Origin of the sequence: Sphingomonas sp., from assembly GCF_036731925.1 — a bacterium.
In the GTDB taxonomy this organism is placed as follows: Bacteria; Pseudomonadota; Alphaproteobacteria; order Sphingomonadales; family Sphingomonadaceae; genus Sphingomonas.
In genome coordinates, this window is the sequence record NZ_DAINDJ010000002.1 from 398,833 (window position 1) to 416,212 (window position 17,380).

Annotated in this window: 22 protein-coding genes; 13 read left to right on the plus strand and 9 right to left on the minus strand. The window is 66.9% G+C overall.

Going from position 1 to position 17,380, the window contains the following annotated elements:
* Positions 1-20: 20 nt before the first annotated feature.
* The 8 genes from pstC (at position 21) to V7E00_RS11390 (ending at position 7,634) form a co-directional block, all read left to right on the plus strand.
* A complete protein-coding gene (pstC, locus tag V7E00_RS11355) occupies positions 21-1,397 on the plus strand; it encodes a phosphate ABC transporter permease subunit PstC (RefSeq protein ID WP_333572758.1) in 1,377 nt (458 codons plus the stop codon).
* Positions 1,390-2,688: a phosphate ABC transporter permease PstA gene (pstA, locus tag V7E00_RS11360; RefSeq protein ID WP_333572759.1), complete on the plus strand. Its 1,299-nt coding sequence runs from the start codon at positions 1,390-1,392 to the stop codon at positions 2,686-2,688. The genes pstC and pstA overlap by 8 nt, the downstream gene beginning before the upstream one ends.
* Positions 2,688-3,464 (plus strand): phosphate ABC transporter ATP-binding protein PstB, encoded by a 777-nt coding sequence (pstB, locus tag V7E00_RS11365; protein ID WP_333572760.1) that lies wholly within the window; start codon positions 2,688-2,690, stop codon positions 3,462-3,464. Before pstA ends, pstB begins: the two co-directional genes overlap by 1 nt.
* Entirely contained in the window at positions 3,464-4,165 is a 702-nt protein-coding gene (phoU, locus tag V7E00_RS11370; RefSeq protein WP_333572761.1) for a phosphate signaling complex protein PhoU, read from the plus strand. Before pstB ends, phoU begins: the two co-directional genes overlap by 1 nt.
* A gap of 9 nt (positions 4,166-4,174) precedes the next feature.
* Complete coding sequence (phoB, locus tag V7E00_RS11375) at positions 4,175-4,867, plus strand: phosphate regulon transcriptional regulator PhoB (protein ID WP_064314091.1); 693 nt, start codon at positions 4,175-4,177, stop codon at positions 4,865-4,867.
* Positions 4,868-4,993: 126 nt separating this feature from the next.
* A complete protein-coding gene (locus tag V7E00_RS11380) occupies positions 4,994-5,449 on the plus strand; it encodes a Fe-S oxidoreductase (protein WP_333572762.1) in 456 nt (151 codons plus the stop codon).
* Positions 5,450-5,558: 109 nt separating this feature from the next.
* Positions 5,559-6,449 (plus strand): SDR family NAD(P)-dependent oxidoreductase, encoded by an 891-nt coding sequence (locus V7E00_RS11385; protein WP_333572763.1) that lies wholly within the window; start codon positions 5,559-5,561, stop codon positions 6,447-6,449.
* A gap of 72 nt (positions 6,450-6,521) precedes the next feature.
* On the plus strand, positions 6,522-7,634 hold the full coding sequence (locus V7E00_RS11390) for a hypothetical protein (protein ID WP_333572764.1): 1,113 nt from the start codon (positions 6,522-6,524) through the stop codon (positions 7,632-7,634).
* Between the two features lie 53 nt (positions 7,635-7,687).
* Here the strand turns inward: V7E00_RS11390 and V7E00_RS11395 are convergent, their stop codons facing one another.
* Positions 7,688-8,026, minus strand: a complete 339-nt coding sequence (locus tag V7E00_RS11395) for a DUF2794 domain-containing protein (protein ID WP_333572765.1) — start codon at positions 8,024-8,026, stop codon at positions 7,688-7,690.
* Entirely contained in the window at positions 8,026-8,715 is a 690-nt protein-coding gene (epsC, locus tag V7E00_RS11400; RefSeq protein WP_333572766.1) for a serine O-acetyltransferase EpsC, read from the minus strand. The genes V7E00_RS11395 and epsC overlap by 1 nt, the downstream gene beginning before the upstream one ends.
* A 156-nt stretch (positions 8,716-8,871) precedes the next feature.
* Between epsC and V7E00_RS11405 the strand changes: the two genes are divergently transcribed.
* The 4 genes from V7E00_RS11405 (at position 8,872) to V7E00_RS11420 (ending at position 13,085) form a co-directional block, all read left to right on the plus strand.
* Positions 8,872-9,645, plus strand: a complete 774-nt coding sequence (locus tag V7E00_RS11405; RefSeq protein ID WP_333572767.1) for a sulfite exporter TauE/SafE family protein — start codon at positions 8,872-8,874, stop codon at positions 9,643-9,645.
* Positions 9,646-9,793: 148 nt separating this feature from the next.
* Positions 9,794-10,357, plus strand: a complete 564-nt coding sequence (ahpC, locus tag V7E00_RS11410) for an alkyl hydroperoxide reductase subunit C (protein ID WP_093298686.1) — start codon at positions 9,794-9,796, stop codon at positions 10,355-10,357.
* A gap of 137 nt (positions 10,358-10,494) precedes the next feature.
* Positions 10,495-12,075: an alkyl hydroperoxide reductase subunit F gene (gene ahpF, locus V7E00_RS11415; protein WP_333572768.1), complete on the plus strand. Its 1,581-nt coding sequence runs from the start codon at positions 10,495-10,497 to the stop codon at positions 12,073-12,075.
* Between the two features lie 56 nt (positions 12,076-12,131).
* Positions 12,132-13,085 carry a hydrogen peroxide-inducible genes activator gene (locus tag V7E00_RS11420; RefSeq protein ID WP_443019189.1) on the plus strand — a complete coding sequence of 318 codons (954 nt, stop codon included), beginning with the start codon at positions 12,132-12,134 and terminating at the stop codon, positions 13,083-13,085.
* Here the strand turns inward: V7E00_RS11420 and V7E00_RS11425 are convergent.
* From V7E00_RS11425 to V7E00_RS11450, 6 genes are read right to left on the minus strand one after another with little or no spacing between them, the layout of a single operon-like run.
* Positions 13,082-13,396, minus strand: a complete 315-nt coding sequence (locus V7E00_RS11425; protein WP_333572770.1) for a type II toxin-antitoxin system RelE/ParE family toxin — start codon at positions 13,394-13,396, stop codon at positions 13,082-13,084. The genes V7E00_RS11420 and V7E00_RS11425 overlap by 4 nt on opposite strands.
* Positions 13,393-13,662, minus strand: a complete 270-nt coding sequence (locus tag V7E00_RS11430) for a ribbon-helix-helix domain-containing protein (RefSeq protein WP_333572771.1) — start codon at positions 13,660-13,662, stop codon at positions 13,393-13,395. The genes V7E00_RS11425 and V7E00_RS11430 overlap by 4 nt, the downstream gene beginning before the upstream one ends.
* 33 nt (positions 13,663-13,695) lie before the next feature.
* Positions 13,696-14,133, minus strand: coding sequence for a molybdenum cofactor biosynthesis protein MoaE (locus tag V7E00_RS11435; RefSeq protein ID WP_333572772.1), 438 nt, complete (start codon positions 14,131-14,133; stop codon positions 13,696-13,698).
* Positions 14,130-14,387 carry a molybdopterin converting factor subunit 1 gene (gene moaD, locus V7E00_RS11440; protein WP_333572773.1) on the minus strand — a complete coding sequence of 86 codons (258 nt, stop codon included), beginning with the start codon at positions 14,385-14,387 and terminating at the stop codon, positions 14,130-14,132. Before moaD ends, V7E00_RS11435 begins: the two co-directional genes overlap by 4 nt.
* Positions 14,387-14,941, minus strand: a complete 555-nt coding sequence (gene pgsA, locus V7E00_RS11445; RefSeq protein ID WP_333572774.1) for a CDP-diacylglycerol--glycerol-3-phosphate 3-phosphatidyltransferase — start codon at positions 14,939-14,941, stop codon at positions 14,387-14,389. Before pgsA ends, moaD begins: the two co-directional genes overlap by 1 nt.
* Positions 14,942-14,996: 55 nt before the next feature.
* Positions 14,997-15,797, minus strand: coding sequence for an APH(3') family aminoglycoside O-phosphotransferase (locus V7E00_RS11450; RefSeq protein WP_333572775.1), 801 nt, complete (start codon positions 15,795-15,797; stop codon positions 14,997-14,999).
* Positions 15,798-15,907: 110 nt separating this feature from the next.
* Between V7E00_RS11450 and V7E00_RS11455 the strand changes: the two genes are divergently transcribed.
* Positions 15,908-17,203 carry an MFS transporter gene (locus tag V7E00_RS11455; protein ID WP_333572776.1) on the plus strand — a complete coding sequence of 432 codons (1,296 nt, stop codon included), beginning with the start codon at positions 15,908-15,910 and terminating at the stop codon, positions 17,201-17,203.
* A gap of 7 nt (positions 17,204-17,210) precedes the next feature.
* Here V7E00_RS11455 and V7E00_RS11460 read toward each other — a convergent pair whose 3' ends face one another.
* Positions 17,211-17,375, minus strand: coding sequence for a hypothetical protein (locus V7E00_RS11460; RefSeq protein ID WP_333572777.1), 165 nt, complete (start codon positions 17,373-17,375; stop codon positions 17,211-17,213).
* Between the last annotated feature and the right edge of the window lie 5 nt (positions 17,376-17,380).

Sequence of the window (17,380 nt, forward strand, 5' to 3'; positions counted from 1 at the left end):
TTCGCCGAGATGCTCCGCCCGTGAACCCGTTCGCGCTTTCGTTTGTGATCCTGGGCCTCGGGCTGATCGGCTGGCTGACGGCCCGCGCGCGCGCGCTGCGGTTCGATCGCGGCGGCGCCAAGCGGCTGCACTCGCTGCCGGCGCAGCATGGCTGGTTCGTCGCCATGTGGACGGTGCTGCCGCCGCTGCTGTTCCTGGTCGTGTGGTCAGCGATCAGCCCCGGGCTGGTCCGCCAGACGGTACTGCAGAGCCCCGCCGCCGCCAGCCTGTCCGACTTCGCGTTCGAGCGCGACTCGGTGCTCGCCCAGGCACGCGACGTCGCGAAGAACCCGTACGACACGGAAGCCGATCCGCTGGCGCGGCAGCTCGCCCCGATCGTGCATGCAGCGCGCAGCCGCTACGCCTGGATCGGCACCGCGGCGGCGGCGCTGCTCGCCTTTGCCGGAGCAGCCTTCGCGCTGAGCCGCACCCGCCCCGATTTCCGCGCCCGTTCCAAGGTGGAGCGCACGCTGATGATGGGGCTGCTGGTCGCCTCGCTGATCGCGATCTTCACCACCATCGGCATCTTCGCTTCGCTCTTCTGGGAATCCACCCGCTTCTTCGCGCAGGTGCCGATCACCCAGTTCCTGTTCGGCACCCATTGGAGCCCGCAGGTCATCGACGCGAAGAACCCCGGCGCGTCGCTCGGCGCGGTGCCGTTGTTCTGGGGCACCTTCTTCATCGGCGCGGTGATCGCGATGCTGGTCGCCATCCCCTTCGGGCTGATGAGCGCGGTGTACCTCACCCAATATGCCTCGCCCACCACGCGGCGCTGGATGAAGCCGACGCTGGAGATGCTCGCCGGCGTGCCCACCGTTGTCTATGGCTATTTCGCCGCGCTCACCGTGGCGCCGGCGGTGCGCAAGCTGGCGGTGCTGCTGGGCGATCCTTTCGCCTCGTCCGAAAGCGCGCTGGCCGCCGGTCTCGTCATGGGAGTGATGATCATCCCGTTCGTCTCCTCGATGGCAGACGATTCGCTCGCTGCCGTACCCACCGCGATGCGCGACGGCAGCCTTGCGATGGGCGCCACCACGAGCGAGACGATCTCGCGCGTGCTCGTCCCCGCTGCGCTGCCGGGCGTGGTCGCCGGCGTGCTGCTCGCGGTGAGCCGCGCGATCGGCGAGACGATGATCGTGGTCATGGCCGCCTCGGGCGCCGCGACGATCACGCTCAACCCGCTGCAGAGCGCCACCACCGTCACCAAGCAGATCGTCGACCTGCTGACCGGCGAGGCCGAGTTCGACAGCCCGAAGACGCTCGCCGCCTTCGCGCTGGGCCTCACCCTGTTCGTCATCACCCTGCTGCTCAACATCGTCGCGCTGCGCGTCGTGAAGAAGTATCGCGAGGCCTATGAATAAGCCCGCCGCCCAGGCCGAGCGCCGGCCGACCGACTGGAAGGGCGCGGCGATGCAGAAGCGCATCCGCCGCCGCTATGCGGCCGAACGGCGTTTCCGCGTGCTCGGCGCCGGCGCGGTGATCCTCTCGGCAGCGTTCCTCGGCTTCCTGCTGCTCACCATGGTGGCGCAAGGGTGGCGCGGCTTCACCGTCACCGAACTGGCGCTGCCGATCGACCTGCGTGCAGACGGCCTGAACATCGAGCGCCGCCAGCTCGCCACGCCCGCCGCCGATCTGGCGCTGGCCAGCGCCGGCCTTGAGGACGCGGTGGACAATGCGGCGGTTCGCGCCTTCGGCCCGGAGGGAGACCGCTATCTCGCGCCCAGCGCGTGGCTGGCGGTCCGTACCGCAGTGAAGCGCGACCCCTCGCTGCTGGAACGCCGCGCGACGGTCTATGTCCCCGCCGCCACCGGCTTCGATCAGGCGCTGGCCGGCGAAGGCGATCCCGCGATGGAAGCGGGCGTTGCGCGGCTGCAGAAACAGGGCGCGATCTCCCGCAGCTTCAACGCGGCATTCCTCCGCGAATCCGATTCGACCGATCCGGTGGCGGTCGGCATCTGGGGTGCGCTCAAGGGCTCGCTGCTCACCATGGCGATCACCTTCCTGATCGCCTTCCCCGTGGGAGTGCTGTCGGCCATCTATCTCGAGGAATATGCGCCGAAGAACCGGTGGACCGATCTCATCGAGGTTTCGATCAACAACCTCGCCGCGGTACCCTCGATCATCTTCGGCCTGCTCGGCGTCGCGGTGTTTCTCGGCACCTGGCAGATCGGCGGCCATGTCTATGGCCCGATGCTGCCGCGCTCGGCACCGCTGGTCGGCGGCGTGACGCTGGCGCTGATGATCATGCCCGTCATCGTCATCGCCAGCCGCAACGCGATCAAGGGCGTGCCGCCGTCGATCCGCGACGCCGCGCTCGGCATCGGCGCGAGCCCGATCCAGGTGGTGTTCCATCATGTGCTGCCGCTGGCGATGCCCGGCATCCTCACCGGCACGATCATCGGCATGGCGCGTGCGCTGGGCGAGACCGCGCCGCTGCTGCTGATCGGCATGCGCGCCTTCATCGTCACCGCGCCGGGCGGCTTCACCGATCCGTCGACGGTGCTGCCGGTGCAGATCTTCCTCTGGTCCGACGAAGTCAGCCGCGGCTTCGTCGAGAAGACGAGCGCCGCGATCCTGGTGCTGCTCGCGGTGCTGCTCGCGATGAACGGGCTCGCCATCTACCTTCGCAACAAGTTCGAGACCCGCTGGTAATGACCGCCCTCTCCCCCGCCCCCCACAAGATGTCGGCTCGCGGCGTCAGCGTCTCCTATGGCGACAAGCAGGCCGTGAAGGACGTGTCGATCGACGTCGACATGGACAAGGTAACGGCATTCATCGGCCCGTCGGGCTGCGGCAAGTCGACCTTCCTGCGCACCTTCAACCGGATGAACGACACCATCGCCAGCGCGCGGGTGACCGGCGAGATCACGCTGGACGGCGAGGACATCTATTCGCCGGACATGGACGTGGTGCAGCTGCGCGCCCGCGTCGGCATGGTGTTCCAGAAGCCGAACCCCTTCCCCAAGTCGATCTTCGAGAATGTCGCCTATGGCCCGCGCATCCACGGCCTGGCGGCGTCGAAGACCGACCTGGAAGGCATCGTCGAACGCTCGCTGAAGCGCGCGGGGCTCTGGGAGGAAGTGAAGGACCGCCTGTCCGACAGCGGCACCGCGCTTTCCGGTGGCCAGCAGCAGCGGCTGTGCATCGCCCGCGCGATCGCCGTCGACCCGGAGGTGATCCTGATGGACGAGCCGGCCAGCGCGCTCGATCCGATCGCCACCGCCAAGATCGAGGAGCTGATCCACGAGCTGCGCGGCCGCTATGCGATCGTGATCGTCACCCACAACATGCAGCAGGCGGCCCGCGTCTCGCAGCGCACTGCCTTCTTCCATCTCGGCCAGCTGGTCGAATATGGCGAGACCGACAACCTCTTCACCGCGCCCCGCGAAGAGCGCACGAAGGACTATATCACCGGAAGGTACGGCTGATGGCAGGCCCTCATGAACACACGGTCAAGGCGTTCGACCAGGACATCAGCCAGCTGCGCGCGCTGATCTCGCAGATGGGCGGGCTTGCCGAACAGGCGATCTACGACGCGATGAAGGCGCTGCAGCGCGGCGACGAGGCGCTCGCCAGGACCGTGCGCAAGAAGGACAAGCAGATCGACGCGATGGAGGCCGAGCTGGAAAAGCTCGTCGTCCGCGTCATCGCGCTGCGCGCCCCGATGGCGGACGACCTGCGCGAAGTGATCGCCGCGATGAAGATCGCCGCGGTGATCGAGCGGATCGGCGATTATGCCAAGAACATCGCCAAGCGCGTGCCGATGATCCATGCCGAAGGCGAGGAGCGGATCGAGGCCGTCTCCATCCTGCCCGCGATGGGCCAGGTCGCCGCCGACATGGTGCGCGCCGCGCTCGATGCCTTTTCGGCGCGCGATGCCAAGGCCGCGGCCGAGGTCCATGCCAGCGATACCGCGCTCGACGATTTCTACGATTCGATCTTCCGCACGCTGGTGACCTTCATGGTCGAGAATCCGCGCACGATCAGCCAGGTGGCGCACCTGCTGTTCGTCGCCAAGAATCTGGAGAGGATCGGCGACCACGCAACCAACGTCGCCGAAATGGTCTATTTTGCCGCGACCGGGCACTATCTCGCCGAGGCGGAAGCCGGCGAAAGCAGCGGGAGCTGAGGGGAACATATGGCACGGGTCAAGATGCTGCTGGTGGAAGACGATGCCGCGATCGCGGAGCTCGTCACCTGGCATTTCAAGCGCGAAGACTATGAAGTGAAGCACACCCCCGATGGCGAGGAAGCGTTGCTGCTCGCCAAGGAGGCAACGCCGGACATCGTGCTGCTCGACTGGATGGTCGAGGGGCTGTCGGGCATCGAGGTGTGCCGCCGCCTGCGCCGCATGCCGGAGACGGCCAACGTGCCGATCATCATGCTGACCGCGCGCGGCGAAGAGGAAGACCGTGTCCGCGGGCTGGAGACCGGCGCCGACGACTATGTCACCAAGCCCTTCTCGCCGCGCGAGCTGGTCGCCCGCGTCGGCGCGGTGCTGCGCCGCGTGCGCCCGGCGCTGGCCGGCGAGGCGCTCACCTATTCGGACATCGAGATGGACACGGTGGGCCACAAGGTCCGCCGCGGCGGCGAAGTGATCCAGCTGGGGCCCACCGAGTTCCGCCTGCTCAAGCATTTCCTCGAGCATCCGGGCTGGGTGTTCTCGCGCGAGCGGCTGCTCGATGCGGTGTGGGGGCATGACAGCGACATCGAATCGCGCACCGTCGACGTGCATATCCGCCGGCTGCGCAAGGCGATCAACAAGGGCAACCGGCCGGACATCATCCGCACGGTCCGCTCGGCCGGATACGCGCTCGACGCGGGCAACTGAACCGAGAGACAGGGTGCGGCGGCCGCCGATCGCCGCACCCTCGCACCTTCTTCCCGGAAACCTGGTTGCAACAATCCGCCGCGGCGGACGTTCGCACCTCGTCTTTCATGAAGAAGGAGACACAAGATGAAGTGGATGCTTCTTGCCTCGGCGATCGCCCTCAGCGGCACCGCCATCGCCCAAGACATGCCGGCGCAGCAGACGACGCCGGGCCAGACCCAGACGCAACCGGCGCCCCCGGCGGCGCCGATGCAGGGCCAGACGACTCCGCAGACCGATCCCGCAGCCCCCCCTGCGCCGATGAACGGGACGACGGGCGCCGGCGAAGCCTCGCCGCCCTCACCGCCTCCGCCGCCGCCGGGTTCGGGCGTGGCCCCCTCACCGCCCCCGCCTCCGGGCACGACCGCACCGGGCGCGCCGCCCGCACCGCAGGCCCCGGTCGATGCGGCAGCAGCCCCGTCTGCCGCGCCTGCCCCCGCAGCAGCCGGCGCAGCGCCGCCGCCCCCGCCTTCGGATCCGGCCAGCTATCCGCGCTGCTCGCGCACCGTGAAGGACCATTGCCGCCAGCCGGGCGGCAAGTAACGCCCCGACATCTATCCTCCCCTCCCCTTTGCGGGAGGGGAGCATGGTTGGCGACACGCCCAACCTGCCCTAGTCTCTCCGCAAAACCCATCGTTGGAGAGCATCCCCCATGACCATCCGCTTTGATGACCGCGTCGCCATCGTCACCGGTGCCGGCGGCGGGATCGGCCGTGCCTATGCGCTGGAGCTCGCCCGGCGTGGCGCGCGCGTGGTGGTGAACGATCTGGGCGCCGGCCGCGACGGATCCGGCCATTCCGATGCCGCTCGGGCGGTGGTCACCGAAATCGAGGCGCTGGGCGGCGAGGCGATCGCCGATGGCGGGAGCGTCACGGACCCGAACGCCATGCTCGCAATGGCAGAGGCCGCCAAGGCGCGCTGGGGCCGGATCGACATCCTGATCAACAATGCGGGCGTGCTGCGCGACAAGAGCTTCGCCAAGATGACGCCGGAGGATTTCCGCTTCGTCGTCGACGTCCACCTGATCGGATCGGCCAGCGCCACCAAGGCGGTGTGGGATACGATGCGCGAACAGGGCTATGGCCGCATCCTGATGACGGCTTCCTCCACCGGCCTGTTCGGCAATTTCGGCCAGGCAAACTATGGCGCGGCCAAGCTGGGGCTCGCCGGCCTCACCAAGACGCTGCACCTGGAAGGCGCCAAGCACGGGATCCGGGTCAACACGATTGCGCCGGTGGCCGGCACGCGGATGACCGAGGATATTTTTCCCGAAGCCGCCTTCGCCGCGTTCGCACCGGAGCATGTGGCACCCGCCGCGCTGTTCCTGGTCTCCGAACAGGCGCCCAGCAACATGATCGTGGGCGCAGGCGCAGGCGTGGTGCAGGCGGCCTATGTCACCCTCACCCAAGGCGCGGTGCTCGCGGAGCGCACGCCCGAGGCCGTCGCCGCACAATGGGCCGAGATCATCGATCGCACGGGCGAGATCGTCCCCGGATCCGGCGCCGAGCAGACCATGGCGATCCTCGGCAAGTTACAGCGCTGATCCTACGCGCATTACCGTATTGCTTCAGCAATACACCTGTGGCACGCTTGCCGCTTCTAAGGAGGATGGCCGATGTACAGCGAAAGCGAACTGGCAAGCGCCGTGGAGGCCGGGGCACTCACCCCCGAAGCCGCCGCTGCATTCCGCAACTATGTCGCCGCCAGCCGGGCGACCCCGGCGGTGGATGAAGAGCATTTCCGGCTGCTGAGCGGCTTCAACGACATTTTCGTCACCATTGCCGCGGCGCTGATCCTGCTCGCCATCGGCAAGCTGGGCGGCAGCCTGGTCGAGATGCTGGTGGGCAGCGGTCCCGAGCCGCGCATCGTCGGCGCGAACCTGATCGGCGGCGGCGCGGCGGTGGCGGCGACCAGCTGGATGCTGGCCGAATATTTCACAGCGCGCCGCCGCCTCGCGCTCCCGTCGATCCTGCTGCTGCTCGGTTTCGTCGGTGGCGCGGGCGCGACGATTGCTGGGTTGTTCGTCATCAACATTCCCTGGATCGAATCCGCGTTCCATATCACCACGGAGCCGCAGCGCGAGCGGATCGCCGGCGTGATCGCCGCCGTCGCGGGCACGCTTACCGCCGTCGCCGCCTGGGTTCATTGGCGGCGGTTCATGGTGCCGATCACGGTGGCGGCGGGCGCGCTGGCCGTGGTCGGCGTATCGGTGGGGTTGATCACCTCGCTGATCCCCGCGGCCAAGGATTGGGTGAACGCGATCCTGCTCGTCGGCGGCATCGGCACGTTCATCGCGGCGATGCGCTGGGACATGACCGATCTGGAACGCCGCACCCGCCGCGCAGACGTGGCCTTCTGGCTCCACCTCGCCGCCGCGCCGCTGATCGCGCACCCGGTGTTCCACATGCTCGGCGTGTTCGACGGTGAGATCGGGGCGCCGATGGCCGCGCTCGTCTTCGCGCTCTACCTGTTCTTCGCCTTCGTGGCGCTGGCAGTGGACCGGCGCGCCCTGCTCGTCTCCAGCCTCGCCTATGTGCTGTGGGCGCTCTACTCGCTGTTCCACCAGAGCGGCGCCGTGGAACTGAGCGCGGCATTCACCGGGCTGGTGATCGGATCGGCGCTGCTGACGCTCTCCGCCTTCTGGCATCCGATGCGCCGCGCGGCCGTGGGCGTGCTCGGCGACTTCGCCCGTCGCCTGCCGCCGACGCAGCAGGGCGCGCTCGTGTAAACCGCATCAGGCCATGTCCTTCCCCTTTCACGGGGGAAGGACATGCCGTGCCCCTATTCTTCCACCAGCTTCATCAGCCGGCGCTCTATCGGCGCCAGCACCGGGCCAAGCTCATGCCCGCGCTTGAGCACCGCGCCGCTCTCGTTGACCAGCGCCCACATGCCCTGCCGATTGCGCAGGGACGGCCGCTTCTCGATCCGGTATTCGGGCCGCTCCGCTGCCCGGCGGAACGCGGCGAATGCAGCGAAATCCTTTTCGAACTGCATCGCATAGTCCCGCCAGTGGCCGGCGGCGACCATCCGGCCATACAAATCCAGGATCCGGTTGAGCTCGAGACGGTCGAAACCGACCTGCTCGGGACGCGCGAGGGGAAGCGGGGTGACGGTTCCCATCAGGCCCGATCACGCCGCTCGGAATCGGCGTCACGCTCGGCGATCATGGTGTCGAGCCGCTTGCGCAGCGTCTCCATTTCGCACCGCATCAGTTCCAGCTTCTGGGTGGACGGGTCGAACACGTCGCTGCACGGCGTGCCATAGGGCACGAAGTCCTTCTGCCACGTGACCGCCTCGACCAGCGTCGGCTTGGCCGGGATACCGACCATCACCGCGCCGGGAGCGACGTCCTTGGTGACGACCGCATTGGCGCCGATCCGTGCGCGCTCACCCACCGTGATGGGACCCAGCACCTGCGCGCCCGAGCCGATGATCACGCCGTCGAGCAGCGTCGGGTGGCGCTTGCCGCCCACGCCATTGTCCGGGCTGGTGCCGCCCAGCGTGACGCACTGGTAGATCGTCACATTGTCGCCGATGGTCGCCGTTTCGCCGATCACCACGAAGCCGTGGTCGATGAAGAAATTATGGCCGATCGTCGCACCCGGATGGATATCAATCGCGGTCATCCAGCGTGACCAGTGATTGACCAGCCGCGCCAGGAAAAAGAAGCGGCGGCGGAACAGCGCATGCGCAATGCGGTGATAGCCGAGCGCCCAGACTCCGGGATAGAGCAGGATTTCCAGCCGACTCCGTGGCGCCGGGTCGCGCGCATGGATGGAATCGAGATAGCGCTTCAGACGCTGGTACATGGCCGGACCCCTTTGCAGCACGCAAAATAGGGGAGCATCCCCGGAATTTCCAGCATGCCCCCGCTGCATGCCTGTCCCGTCCATACACTATCGGGGTTGTAGGATTTGGCGGAACCCGCCATTTCGGTGGGCCGACCCATCGCAACGGGGGCATGGATGTTCGCCGGAATTACGCTCGCCGAGATGCTGCCCTATGTCGCCGTCGGTTTCGCCGCCCAGCTGGTGGACGGCGCACTCGGCATGGCGTTCGGAGTGATTTCCAGCACCCTGTTGGTCAGCGTCCTCGGCATCGCGCCCGCGACGGCTTCCGCCGGCGTACACCTGGTCGAGACGATGACCACCGGCGTGTCGGGGCTTAGCCACGTCCTCCACCGCAACGTGAACTGGCGGCTGTTCGCCCGGCTGCTGATCCCCGGCGTCATCGGCGGCGTGCTGGGGGCCTATGTGCTGACCACGCTCGACGCATCGGTGACGCGGCCGTTCGTGATGGCCTATCTGTCGGCGATCGGCCTGTACCTGCTGTTCCGGGCCGTCCGCTTTCCCCCGCACCAGCGCGAGCCGAAGATCGTCGAGCCGCTCGGGCTGGCCGGCGGCTTCCTCGATGCCGCCGGCGGTGGCGGCTGGGGTCCGGTGGTGACCAGCAACCTGCTGGTTCAGGGTGCGCAACCGCGCACGACGATCGGCACGGTCAACACCACCGAGTTCTTCCTGACCCTCACCATTTCCGCGACGTTCCTGTTCCACATCGGCGCGCAGGGCTTCACGCCTGCCTTCTGGCACCCGGTGCTGGGGCTGCTGATCGGCGGGGTGGTCGCGGCGCCGTTCGGCGCGATGTTCGCCAAGCGCATGCCGGTACGCCTGTTGCTGAGCCTGGTCGGCGTGGTGCTGACCGCCACCAGCGCGTTCAGCCTCTATCGCGCGCTGGTCTGAAACCTACTTACCTAGGTGAGCGATCAAAGCTGGCTGATTGAGTGAGCCACTCGATCAGCGCAAGCGGGTCTTCCAATTTCACAGAAGCGATGCGGCCGCCTATATCCGGTTTCGCAACAGCAACCCCCGTTCTGGAGGAACAACAATCATGGCTCTTATCGGCAGCACCATCAAGCCGTTCACCGCACAGGCCTACAAGGAAGGCAAGTTCGTCGAAGTCACCGACGCCGACGTGAAGGGCAAGTGGGCGGTCTTCTTCTTCTACCCGGCGGACTTCACCTTCGTGTGCCCGACCGAACTGGAAGACCTGGCCGATATCTACCCGACCCTGCAGGGCATGGGCGTTGAAGTCTATTCGGTCTCGACCGACACGCATTTCAGCCACAAGGCGTGGCACGACACCTCGCCCGCGATCGGCAAGATCAACTACTACATGCTGGGCGACCAGAACCACACCATCTCGAACAACTTCGACGTTCTGCGTGCGGGCCAGGGCCTGGCCGATCGCGGCACCTTCGTGGTGGACCCGGACGGCGTGATCCAGATCATGGAGATCACTTCGGAAGGCGTTGGCCGCAACGCCCAGGAACTGCTCCGCAAGATCAAGGCCGCGCAGTATGTTGCCGCGCACCCGGGCGAAGTCTGCCCCGCCAAGTGGGAAGAAGGCGCCGAGACCCTCGCGCCGTCGCTCGACCTGGTCGGCAAGATCTAAAGGTCATCTTCCCTCCTTTGGGAAGGACCTAGTAATACGGCGCCCGTCCCTGCCCCCCAATGCGGGCGCCGGTTGCGACCCGGAGCGGATCCCCCCTCCGCTCCGGGTCGTTTAGTAAGACACACAGGAGTTTCCCCATGCTCGACGCCAACCTGACGCAGCAGCTCAAGGGCTATCTCGTGAACATCCGCGAGCCGATCGAGCTCGTCGCCAGCCTGGGCGAAGACGCCAAGTCGCGCGAGCTGGGCGAGCTGCTGGCGGCCATCGCCGCGCTGTCCGACAAGATCGACCTCGTCCACGCGGACGACCGTCGCAAGCCCAGCTTCATGATCCGCCGCAAGGGCACCGATCTCGGCGTGCGCTTCGCCGGCATCCCGATGGGGCATGAGTTCACCTCGCTGGTGCTCGCCCTGCTCCAGGTCGGCGGCCACCCCAGCAAGGCGGCGCAGGAGCTGATCGAGCAGGTCCGCGCGATCGACGGCGATTTCAGCTTCGAGACCTATTTCTCGCTCTCGTGCCAGAACTGCCCGGACGTGGTGCAGGCGCTGAACCTGATGGCGGTGCTCAACCCCAATATCCGCCACGTCGCGATCGACGGCGCGCTGTTCAAGGAAGAGGTCGAGGGCCGCAAGGTCATGGCCGTGCCGACCGTCTACCTGAACGGCGAGCCCTTCGCCTCGGGCCGGATGGACCTGGAGCAGATCGTCGCCAAGATCGACACGGGCGCCGAAGCCCGCGCGGCCGAGAAGATCAAGAAGAAGGATCCGTTCGAGGTGCTGATCATCGGCGGCGGTCCCGCAGGGGCCGCGGCGGCGATCTACACCGCGCGCAAGGGCATCCGGGTCGGCGTTGCCGCCGAGCGCTTCGGTGGCCAGGTGCTCGACACCATGGGCATCGAGAACTTCATCTCGGTCTCGCACACCGAGGGCCCCAAGCTCGTCGCCCAGCTCGAGCAGCATGTGAAGGATTATGACGTCGACGTCATGAACCTGCAGCGGGCCGAGAAGCTGATCCCGGCGAAGCGCGAAGGCGGTCTGCACGAAGTGGTGCTGGCGAACGGCGCGAGCCTGAAGGCCAAGGCGATCATCCTCTCCACCGGCGCGCGCTGGCGGCAGATGAACGTGCCGGGCGAGGACGAGTACAAGAACAAGGGCGTGGCCTATTGCCCGCACTGCGACGGCCCGCTGTTCAAGGGCAAGCGCGTGGCGGTGATCGGCGGCGGCAACTCGGGCGTCGAGGCCGCGATCGACCTGGCCGGCATCGTCGCGCACGTCACGCTGATCGAGTATGACAGCCAGCTCCGCGCCGACGCAGTGCTCCAGCGCAAGCTCGCCAGCCTGCCCAACGTGAAGATCCTCACCTCGGCGATGACCACGAGGGTCAATGGCGACGGCGAGAAGGTGTCGGGCCTGAGCTACAAGGACCGCAATACCGGCGCCGAGCACGACATCGCGCTGGAAGGCATCTTCGTCCAGATCGGCCTGGTGCCGAACACCGAATGGCTGAAGGACGCGGTGGCGCTCACCCCGCGCGGCGAGATCGAGATCGACGCGCGCGGCGAGACCAGCCAGCCCGGCATCTTCGCGGCGGGCGACTGCACCACTGTGCCGTACAAGCAGATCGTGATCGCGATGGGCGCGGGTTCGACCGCGGCGCTCTCCGCCTTCGATTACATGATCCGTCTGCCGGAAGAAGAGCTTCAGGCTGTTGCCGCCTGAGCCCTCTCCCCCTCCCGCTTGCGGGAGGGGGAGCGCTTTTTCCGTCTTCGCTTCCCATGTTCGATACAGCCACTATATACCCCCTCGACAATCGAGAGAGGCGATCAGTGGCGCAAACCTACCTCCCTACCCTCAAGCAGCTGCAATATCTGGTGGCGCTGAACGACGCCGGCCATTTCGGCCGCGCGGCGGAGGCGTGCTTCGTCACCCAGTCGACCCTGTCCGCCGGCATCCGCGAGCTGGAGACGCTGATCGGCGTCGTTCTGGTAGAGCGCACCCGCCGGGTGGTGCGCTTCACGCCGCTGGGCGAGCGGATCGTCGAGAAGGCCCGCCGCGTCTTGCGCGAGGCGGATGAACTGGGCGACCTCGCCCGCGCCGCCGGCCGCCCGCTCTCGGGCGAGATGCGGATGAGCGTGATCCCCACCATCGCACCGTTCCTGCTGCCGCGCATCCTGCCGCGGCTCCGCCAGCAATATCCCGATCTCAAGCTTTATCTGCGCGAGGAAACCAGCGGCCAGGCCTGCGAGGCGCTGAGCCATGGCCGCACCGATTGCGTGCTGCTCGCGCTCCCCTTTTCCTGCGGCGACGTGGAGAGCGCCCGGCTGTTCGACGATCGGCTCTTCGTCGCCTTCCGCGACGGCGAGATGGATCCGACCGCGGTCATCCATCCCGATGCGATCGACGAAACCCGGCTGCTGATGCTGGAAGACGGGCACTGCCTGAAGGACCATGCGCTTGCCGCCTGCAACCGCCCGGAAATGCGCGCAGAGGCGACGATGCTCGGCACCTCGCTCCACACCATGGTCCAGATGGTCGACAATGGGCTGGGCGTGACGATGCTGCCGGAGATGGCGGTGGATGCCGGCATCCTGGAACACACGTCGGTCAAGGCGCGGCCGCTGGATTCCGCCAATGCATCGCGCAACATCGCGCTGGTATGGCGCAAGGCCTCCCCCCGCGAGCGCGACTTCCGGCTGCTCGCCGACGTGCTCACCGCAGCGCGGACCTAGGGCTCCCAGACGGCGCGCAGCTGCTCGAGCTGGTGCATGCGCTCGTGGAGGATGGTGACGATGCCGATCGCGCCATCCGCGCGCTCCCGCCAATAGACGATGTGGTGTTCGGCGCGCGCGTAGTAGAGCGGCACACCGAAATCGGGAGGAAGTGCACGCCAGGGTACGCGCCTCGCGGCAATGGCTGCAAAGCGCTCGAACAGTCGCTGGACATAGCGATCCGCCTGCTCTTCACCCCAATGATCCGCGGTGAAATCGTAGATTTCGTCGAGCCGTTGATCGGCCGTCGGTTCGACGAAAAAGACGCTCATCGCTGTGCGCGCCGCAGCCGATTACGCTGTATCACCTCGTCTGCCGTAACCTCGACATAGTCCTCGTCCGGTGTGGCGAAGGCGCGCTGCAGCTCTGCCTTCAACGTCTCGAACATCTCGCGCTCCACCCGCTCCTTATCGCGGCGGATCAGGTCGCGGACATATTCGCTGACATTCTCGTACAGCCCGTCTTCGCCCACATTGCGCGAGACGAAGTCGCTGAGAGGGCCGGAGACTCGAACGTTGAGGTTCATCGGCTTGGTCATGCGTGCACAGATATCATGGAATATCCTGTATCGCTACGACCAGTGCGCCGCTGCCTCCGCATCGGTGGCGCGGGGTTCCACCCAGCGCGTGCCGCCGGCCAGCCATTCGCGCTTCCAGAAGGGTGCGTCGGTCTTCAGCCGGTCGATCAGATAGGCGCACGCCTCCAGCGCCTCGCGCCGATGCGCCGCCGCGGTGCCGACGAAGACGATCCGCTCGCCCGCCGTCATCCGGCCGACGCGGTGGACGATGGTGACGCCCAGCAGGTTCCACCGGTCGATCGCCGCCTCGGCCAGCGCGCACAGCGCCGCCTCGGTCATGCCGGGATAATGCTCCAGTTCCAGCGCCTCGACGCCGTCGTCCGTACGCACCACGCCGGTGAACGTGGCGACGCCGCCGGCACCCCGCTCCTCCAGCGCCGCGACTTCGACGCCCAGTTCGATCGGCGCAGGATCGACCGAGACGCGGATCATCCGCCCGTCACCGGCGGGAAGATCGCCACTTCGCGCGCACTGCCCAGCAGCGCGTCCAGTGCCACGAAGCGCTGGTCGATCGCGGCACGCAGCTTTGCAGGCTCGGCGAAGGCGGCGGCGTGGCCGTCGCTCTGCTGCGCCAGCCAGTCGATCAGGTCGGCGACGTTGCGTACCGCCTCGGGGGGATCGACCTGCTCCTCGCCGGTCCCTACCGCCTCGCGCACCCAGGCGAAGTAGAGCATCGAGATCGCCATCAGCTGTCCATGTGGCTGAGGCCGACGCGCAGATAGTCCCAGCCGGTAATCGCCGTCAGCACGGCCGACGCCCAGAGCGTCACCAGCCCCACCAGCAGCACCCAGGGCCAATGCGGCACGGCGCCGGACAGGATCAGCGCGCCGAGCGACACGAGTTGCAGCGTCGTCTTCCACTTGGCCAGGCGCGACACCGGGATCGATACCTGCAGCCCGCCCAGAAACTCCCGCAGGCCCGAGACGGCGATTTCCCGCAGCAGAATGACCAGCGCCGCAATGACGTGCCAATCGGCAATGACGCCCTTGCCCACCAGGATCAGGATCACCGCCGCGACCATGATCTTGTCCGCAATGGGATCAAGGAACACGCCGAGCTTCGATACGGTGCCCTGCGCGCGCGCCAGATAGCCGTCGAAATAATCGGTGATGCCCATCAGGCAGTAGAGCGCAAAGGCAATCGCATAGCCGACTGCCCAGGCCGGCCACCACAGGAACCCCACCAGCAGCGGCACCGTGAAGATGCGCGACAAGGTGAGAATATTCGGCAACGTCAACATGGACAAAGCCCTAGCACCGGCATCCCCGCAGCGGGAGAGCCAAACACCCGCGGCTTCAGAAGAATTCGTCGAGCCGAAGATGAAAGTCCAGGCGGGCTTGATCCAGGGCGGTGCCGTACGCCGCAAGCATCGCAGCCGCCGCCGCCTCGCCGAATCCCGCCAGGCTGTGCCAGAGGATGGCGAGGTCCTGCCAGCGATCGGCGACCCCCACCCGTCCCAGATCGATGCACCCGACAACCTCGCCGTTCGCGACGAACAGGTTGTCGAGCGAGAAGTCGCCATGCGTGACCACGCGATCGAACCGGGAGGGGAGCGCCGCCAGCATCTCGTCCCAGACCGCGCGGGCCGACCGGCCCTGGCGGGACTCGTCAAAATCGCTCTCGTCGACCAGACCCGCGTCCATCCGCTCCCGCGCCGCTGCAAGCCGCAGCGCGTGATCGGCGTTGAACGGGCATCGTTCGGCCGGGACCGCGTGCAGCCGGCGAAGAAAGCGCGCGAGCGATGCCGCCAGTGCGGGCGCAGCCGCGGGATCCTCTTCCAGCAACTGATAGGCGGTGCGCCCCGGCACGCGCCCGGTGAGCATCCAGCCGCCCCCGCCTTCCAGGCCGAAGCCCTGCAACGGCGGCACCGGCAGATGCGCCGACAGCCAGCGCAGCCGCACCATCTCGTCCACCAGGTCGCCGAGCGTCTCCGCGTCCGCCATCTTGAGGTAGAGATCGTCCATCCCGGGAGCCGCGAGACGGTATACCGCACAGCCGGATTCCCCTATCTGGTCGCGAAACCAGCACCTTCCTGCAACCGCCGGGGACAGCCCCGCCGGCACCGCAAACGGTTTCACCGCCACTTCCCTCGCCATGTTCTCGCCTCGTTCCTGCCCGTTCCGATTAATCGATTGAAGCCGCGCCCGCCCCTCGGTATGCCGCCCCTTCACCATGCGGAATACCGCAGCAGGGGAGCTTTTATCGAATGATCGGTGCGCTCGGGCTCATGAAGGAGCGCCGGTTCCTGCCCCTTTTCATCACGCAGTTCCTGGGAGCGTTCAACGACAACCTCTTCAAGAACGCGATGATTTTTTTCGCGACCTACCAGATTTTCAACTCGGTGGAGCAGGAGACGCAGTTCAGCGCGATCGCCACCGGCATCTTCATCCTGCCCTTCTTCCTCTTCTCCGCGCTCGCGGGGCAACTCGCCGATACGCATGACAAGGCGAAGATCATGCGGATCATCAAGGCGGCCGAAGTGGGCATCATGCTCGTCGGCGCCGCCGGCATCTTCCTCAAGAGCCTGCCGCTGATGCTGGTCGCGCTCGTCGGCATGGGGGTGCACTCGACCTTCTTCGGGCCGATCAAATATGCGGTGCTGCCGCAGCATCTGGCCGAGGACGACGTGCTGGGCGGCACCGGCATGATCGAGGCGGGCACCTATGTCGCGATCCTGTGCGGCACGATCGCGGGCGGACTGATCAGCGCCCATGCGGCTGCCTTCGCCGTGATTGGCGTTGCGCTGATCGGCTGGCTTGCCTCGCTCCAGATCCCGCCGGCGCCGCCGCTCACGCACCTCGAGATCGACCTCAACATCTTCCGTGCCTCGCACCGGCTGATCTCGGCGACGATGCATATTCGCCGCCTGTTCCTGGCGATCATCTCGATCAGCGTGTTCTGGTCGATCGCGGCGGTGCTGGGCGTGCTGTTCCCGCCGCTCGTCAAGAACGTCTTCCACGCGCAGAAGGACGTGGCGAGCGTGTTCTTGGGCATCTTCTCGATCGGAATCGCGATCGGATCGGTGATCATCAACAAGCTGCTGAAGGGCAACGTCTCCGCGCGCTACTGCGTGCCCTCGGTGCTCGCGATGACGGCCATCGTCGTCGATTTCCACTTCACCGCCAAATACTGGCCGATCCACGATGGTCCGCTGCTCAAGACCATGGACTTCGTGCAAATGCCCGCAGCCTGGCACGCGCTGGCGGACCTGATCCTGATCGCCACCACCGGCGGCATGTTCGTGGTGCCGCTCTACGCCTTCCTCACCACCACGGTCGAGAAGTCGCAGACGGCGCGGACGGTCGCGGCCAACAATGTCGTCAATTCGGGCGCGATGGTGCTCGGATCGGTGGGCATCTTCGGCTTCACCCGGATTCCGGGCATCGCCGTCGAGGATTCGCTGTGGGTCGTGGCGGTGCTGGCGCTGGCATCCGCCTGGTGCGCGCGCAAGCTCCACAAGGAAGGCGACGTGCCCCGCCGGGGCGACGCCCCCGAGGCCTGAGCCCGGATTACAGCAGGAAGGTGTAGAAGCAGACGAAGAAGGCGGTGAAGCTCAGTACGAAGAGTTTCACGTCGCCGTCTTCGCTTGCCTTGTGCTGGCGGGCGATCACCTGCCGCACATGGCGGCGGAACGGATGGCGACGGACGCCGCGAAGGGCAAACGGCTGCTGCATGGCAG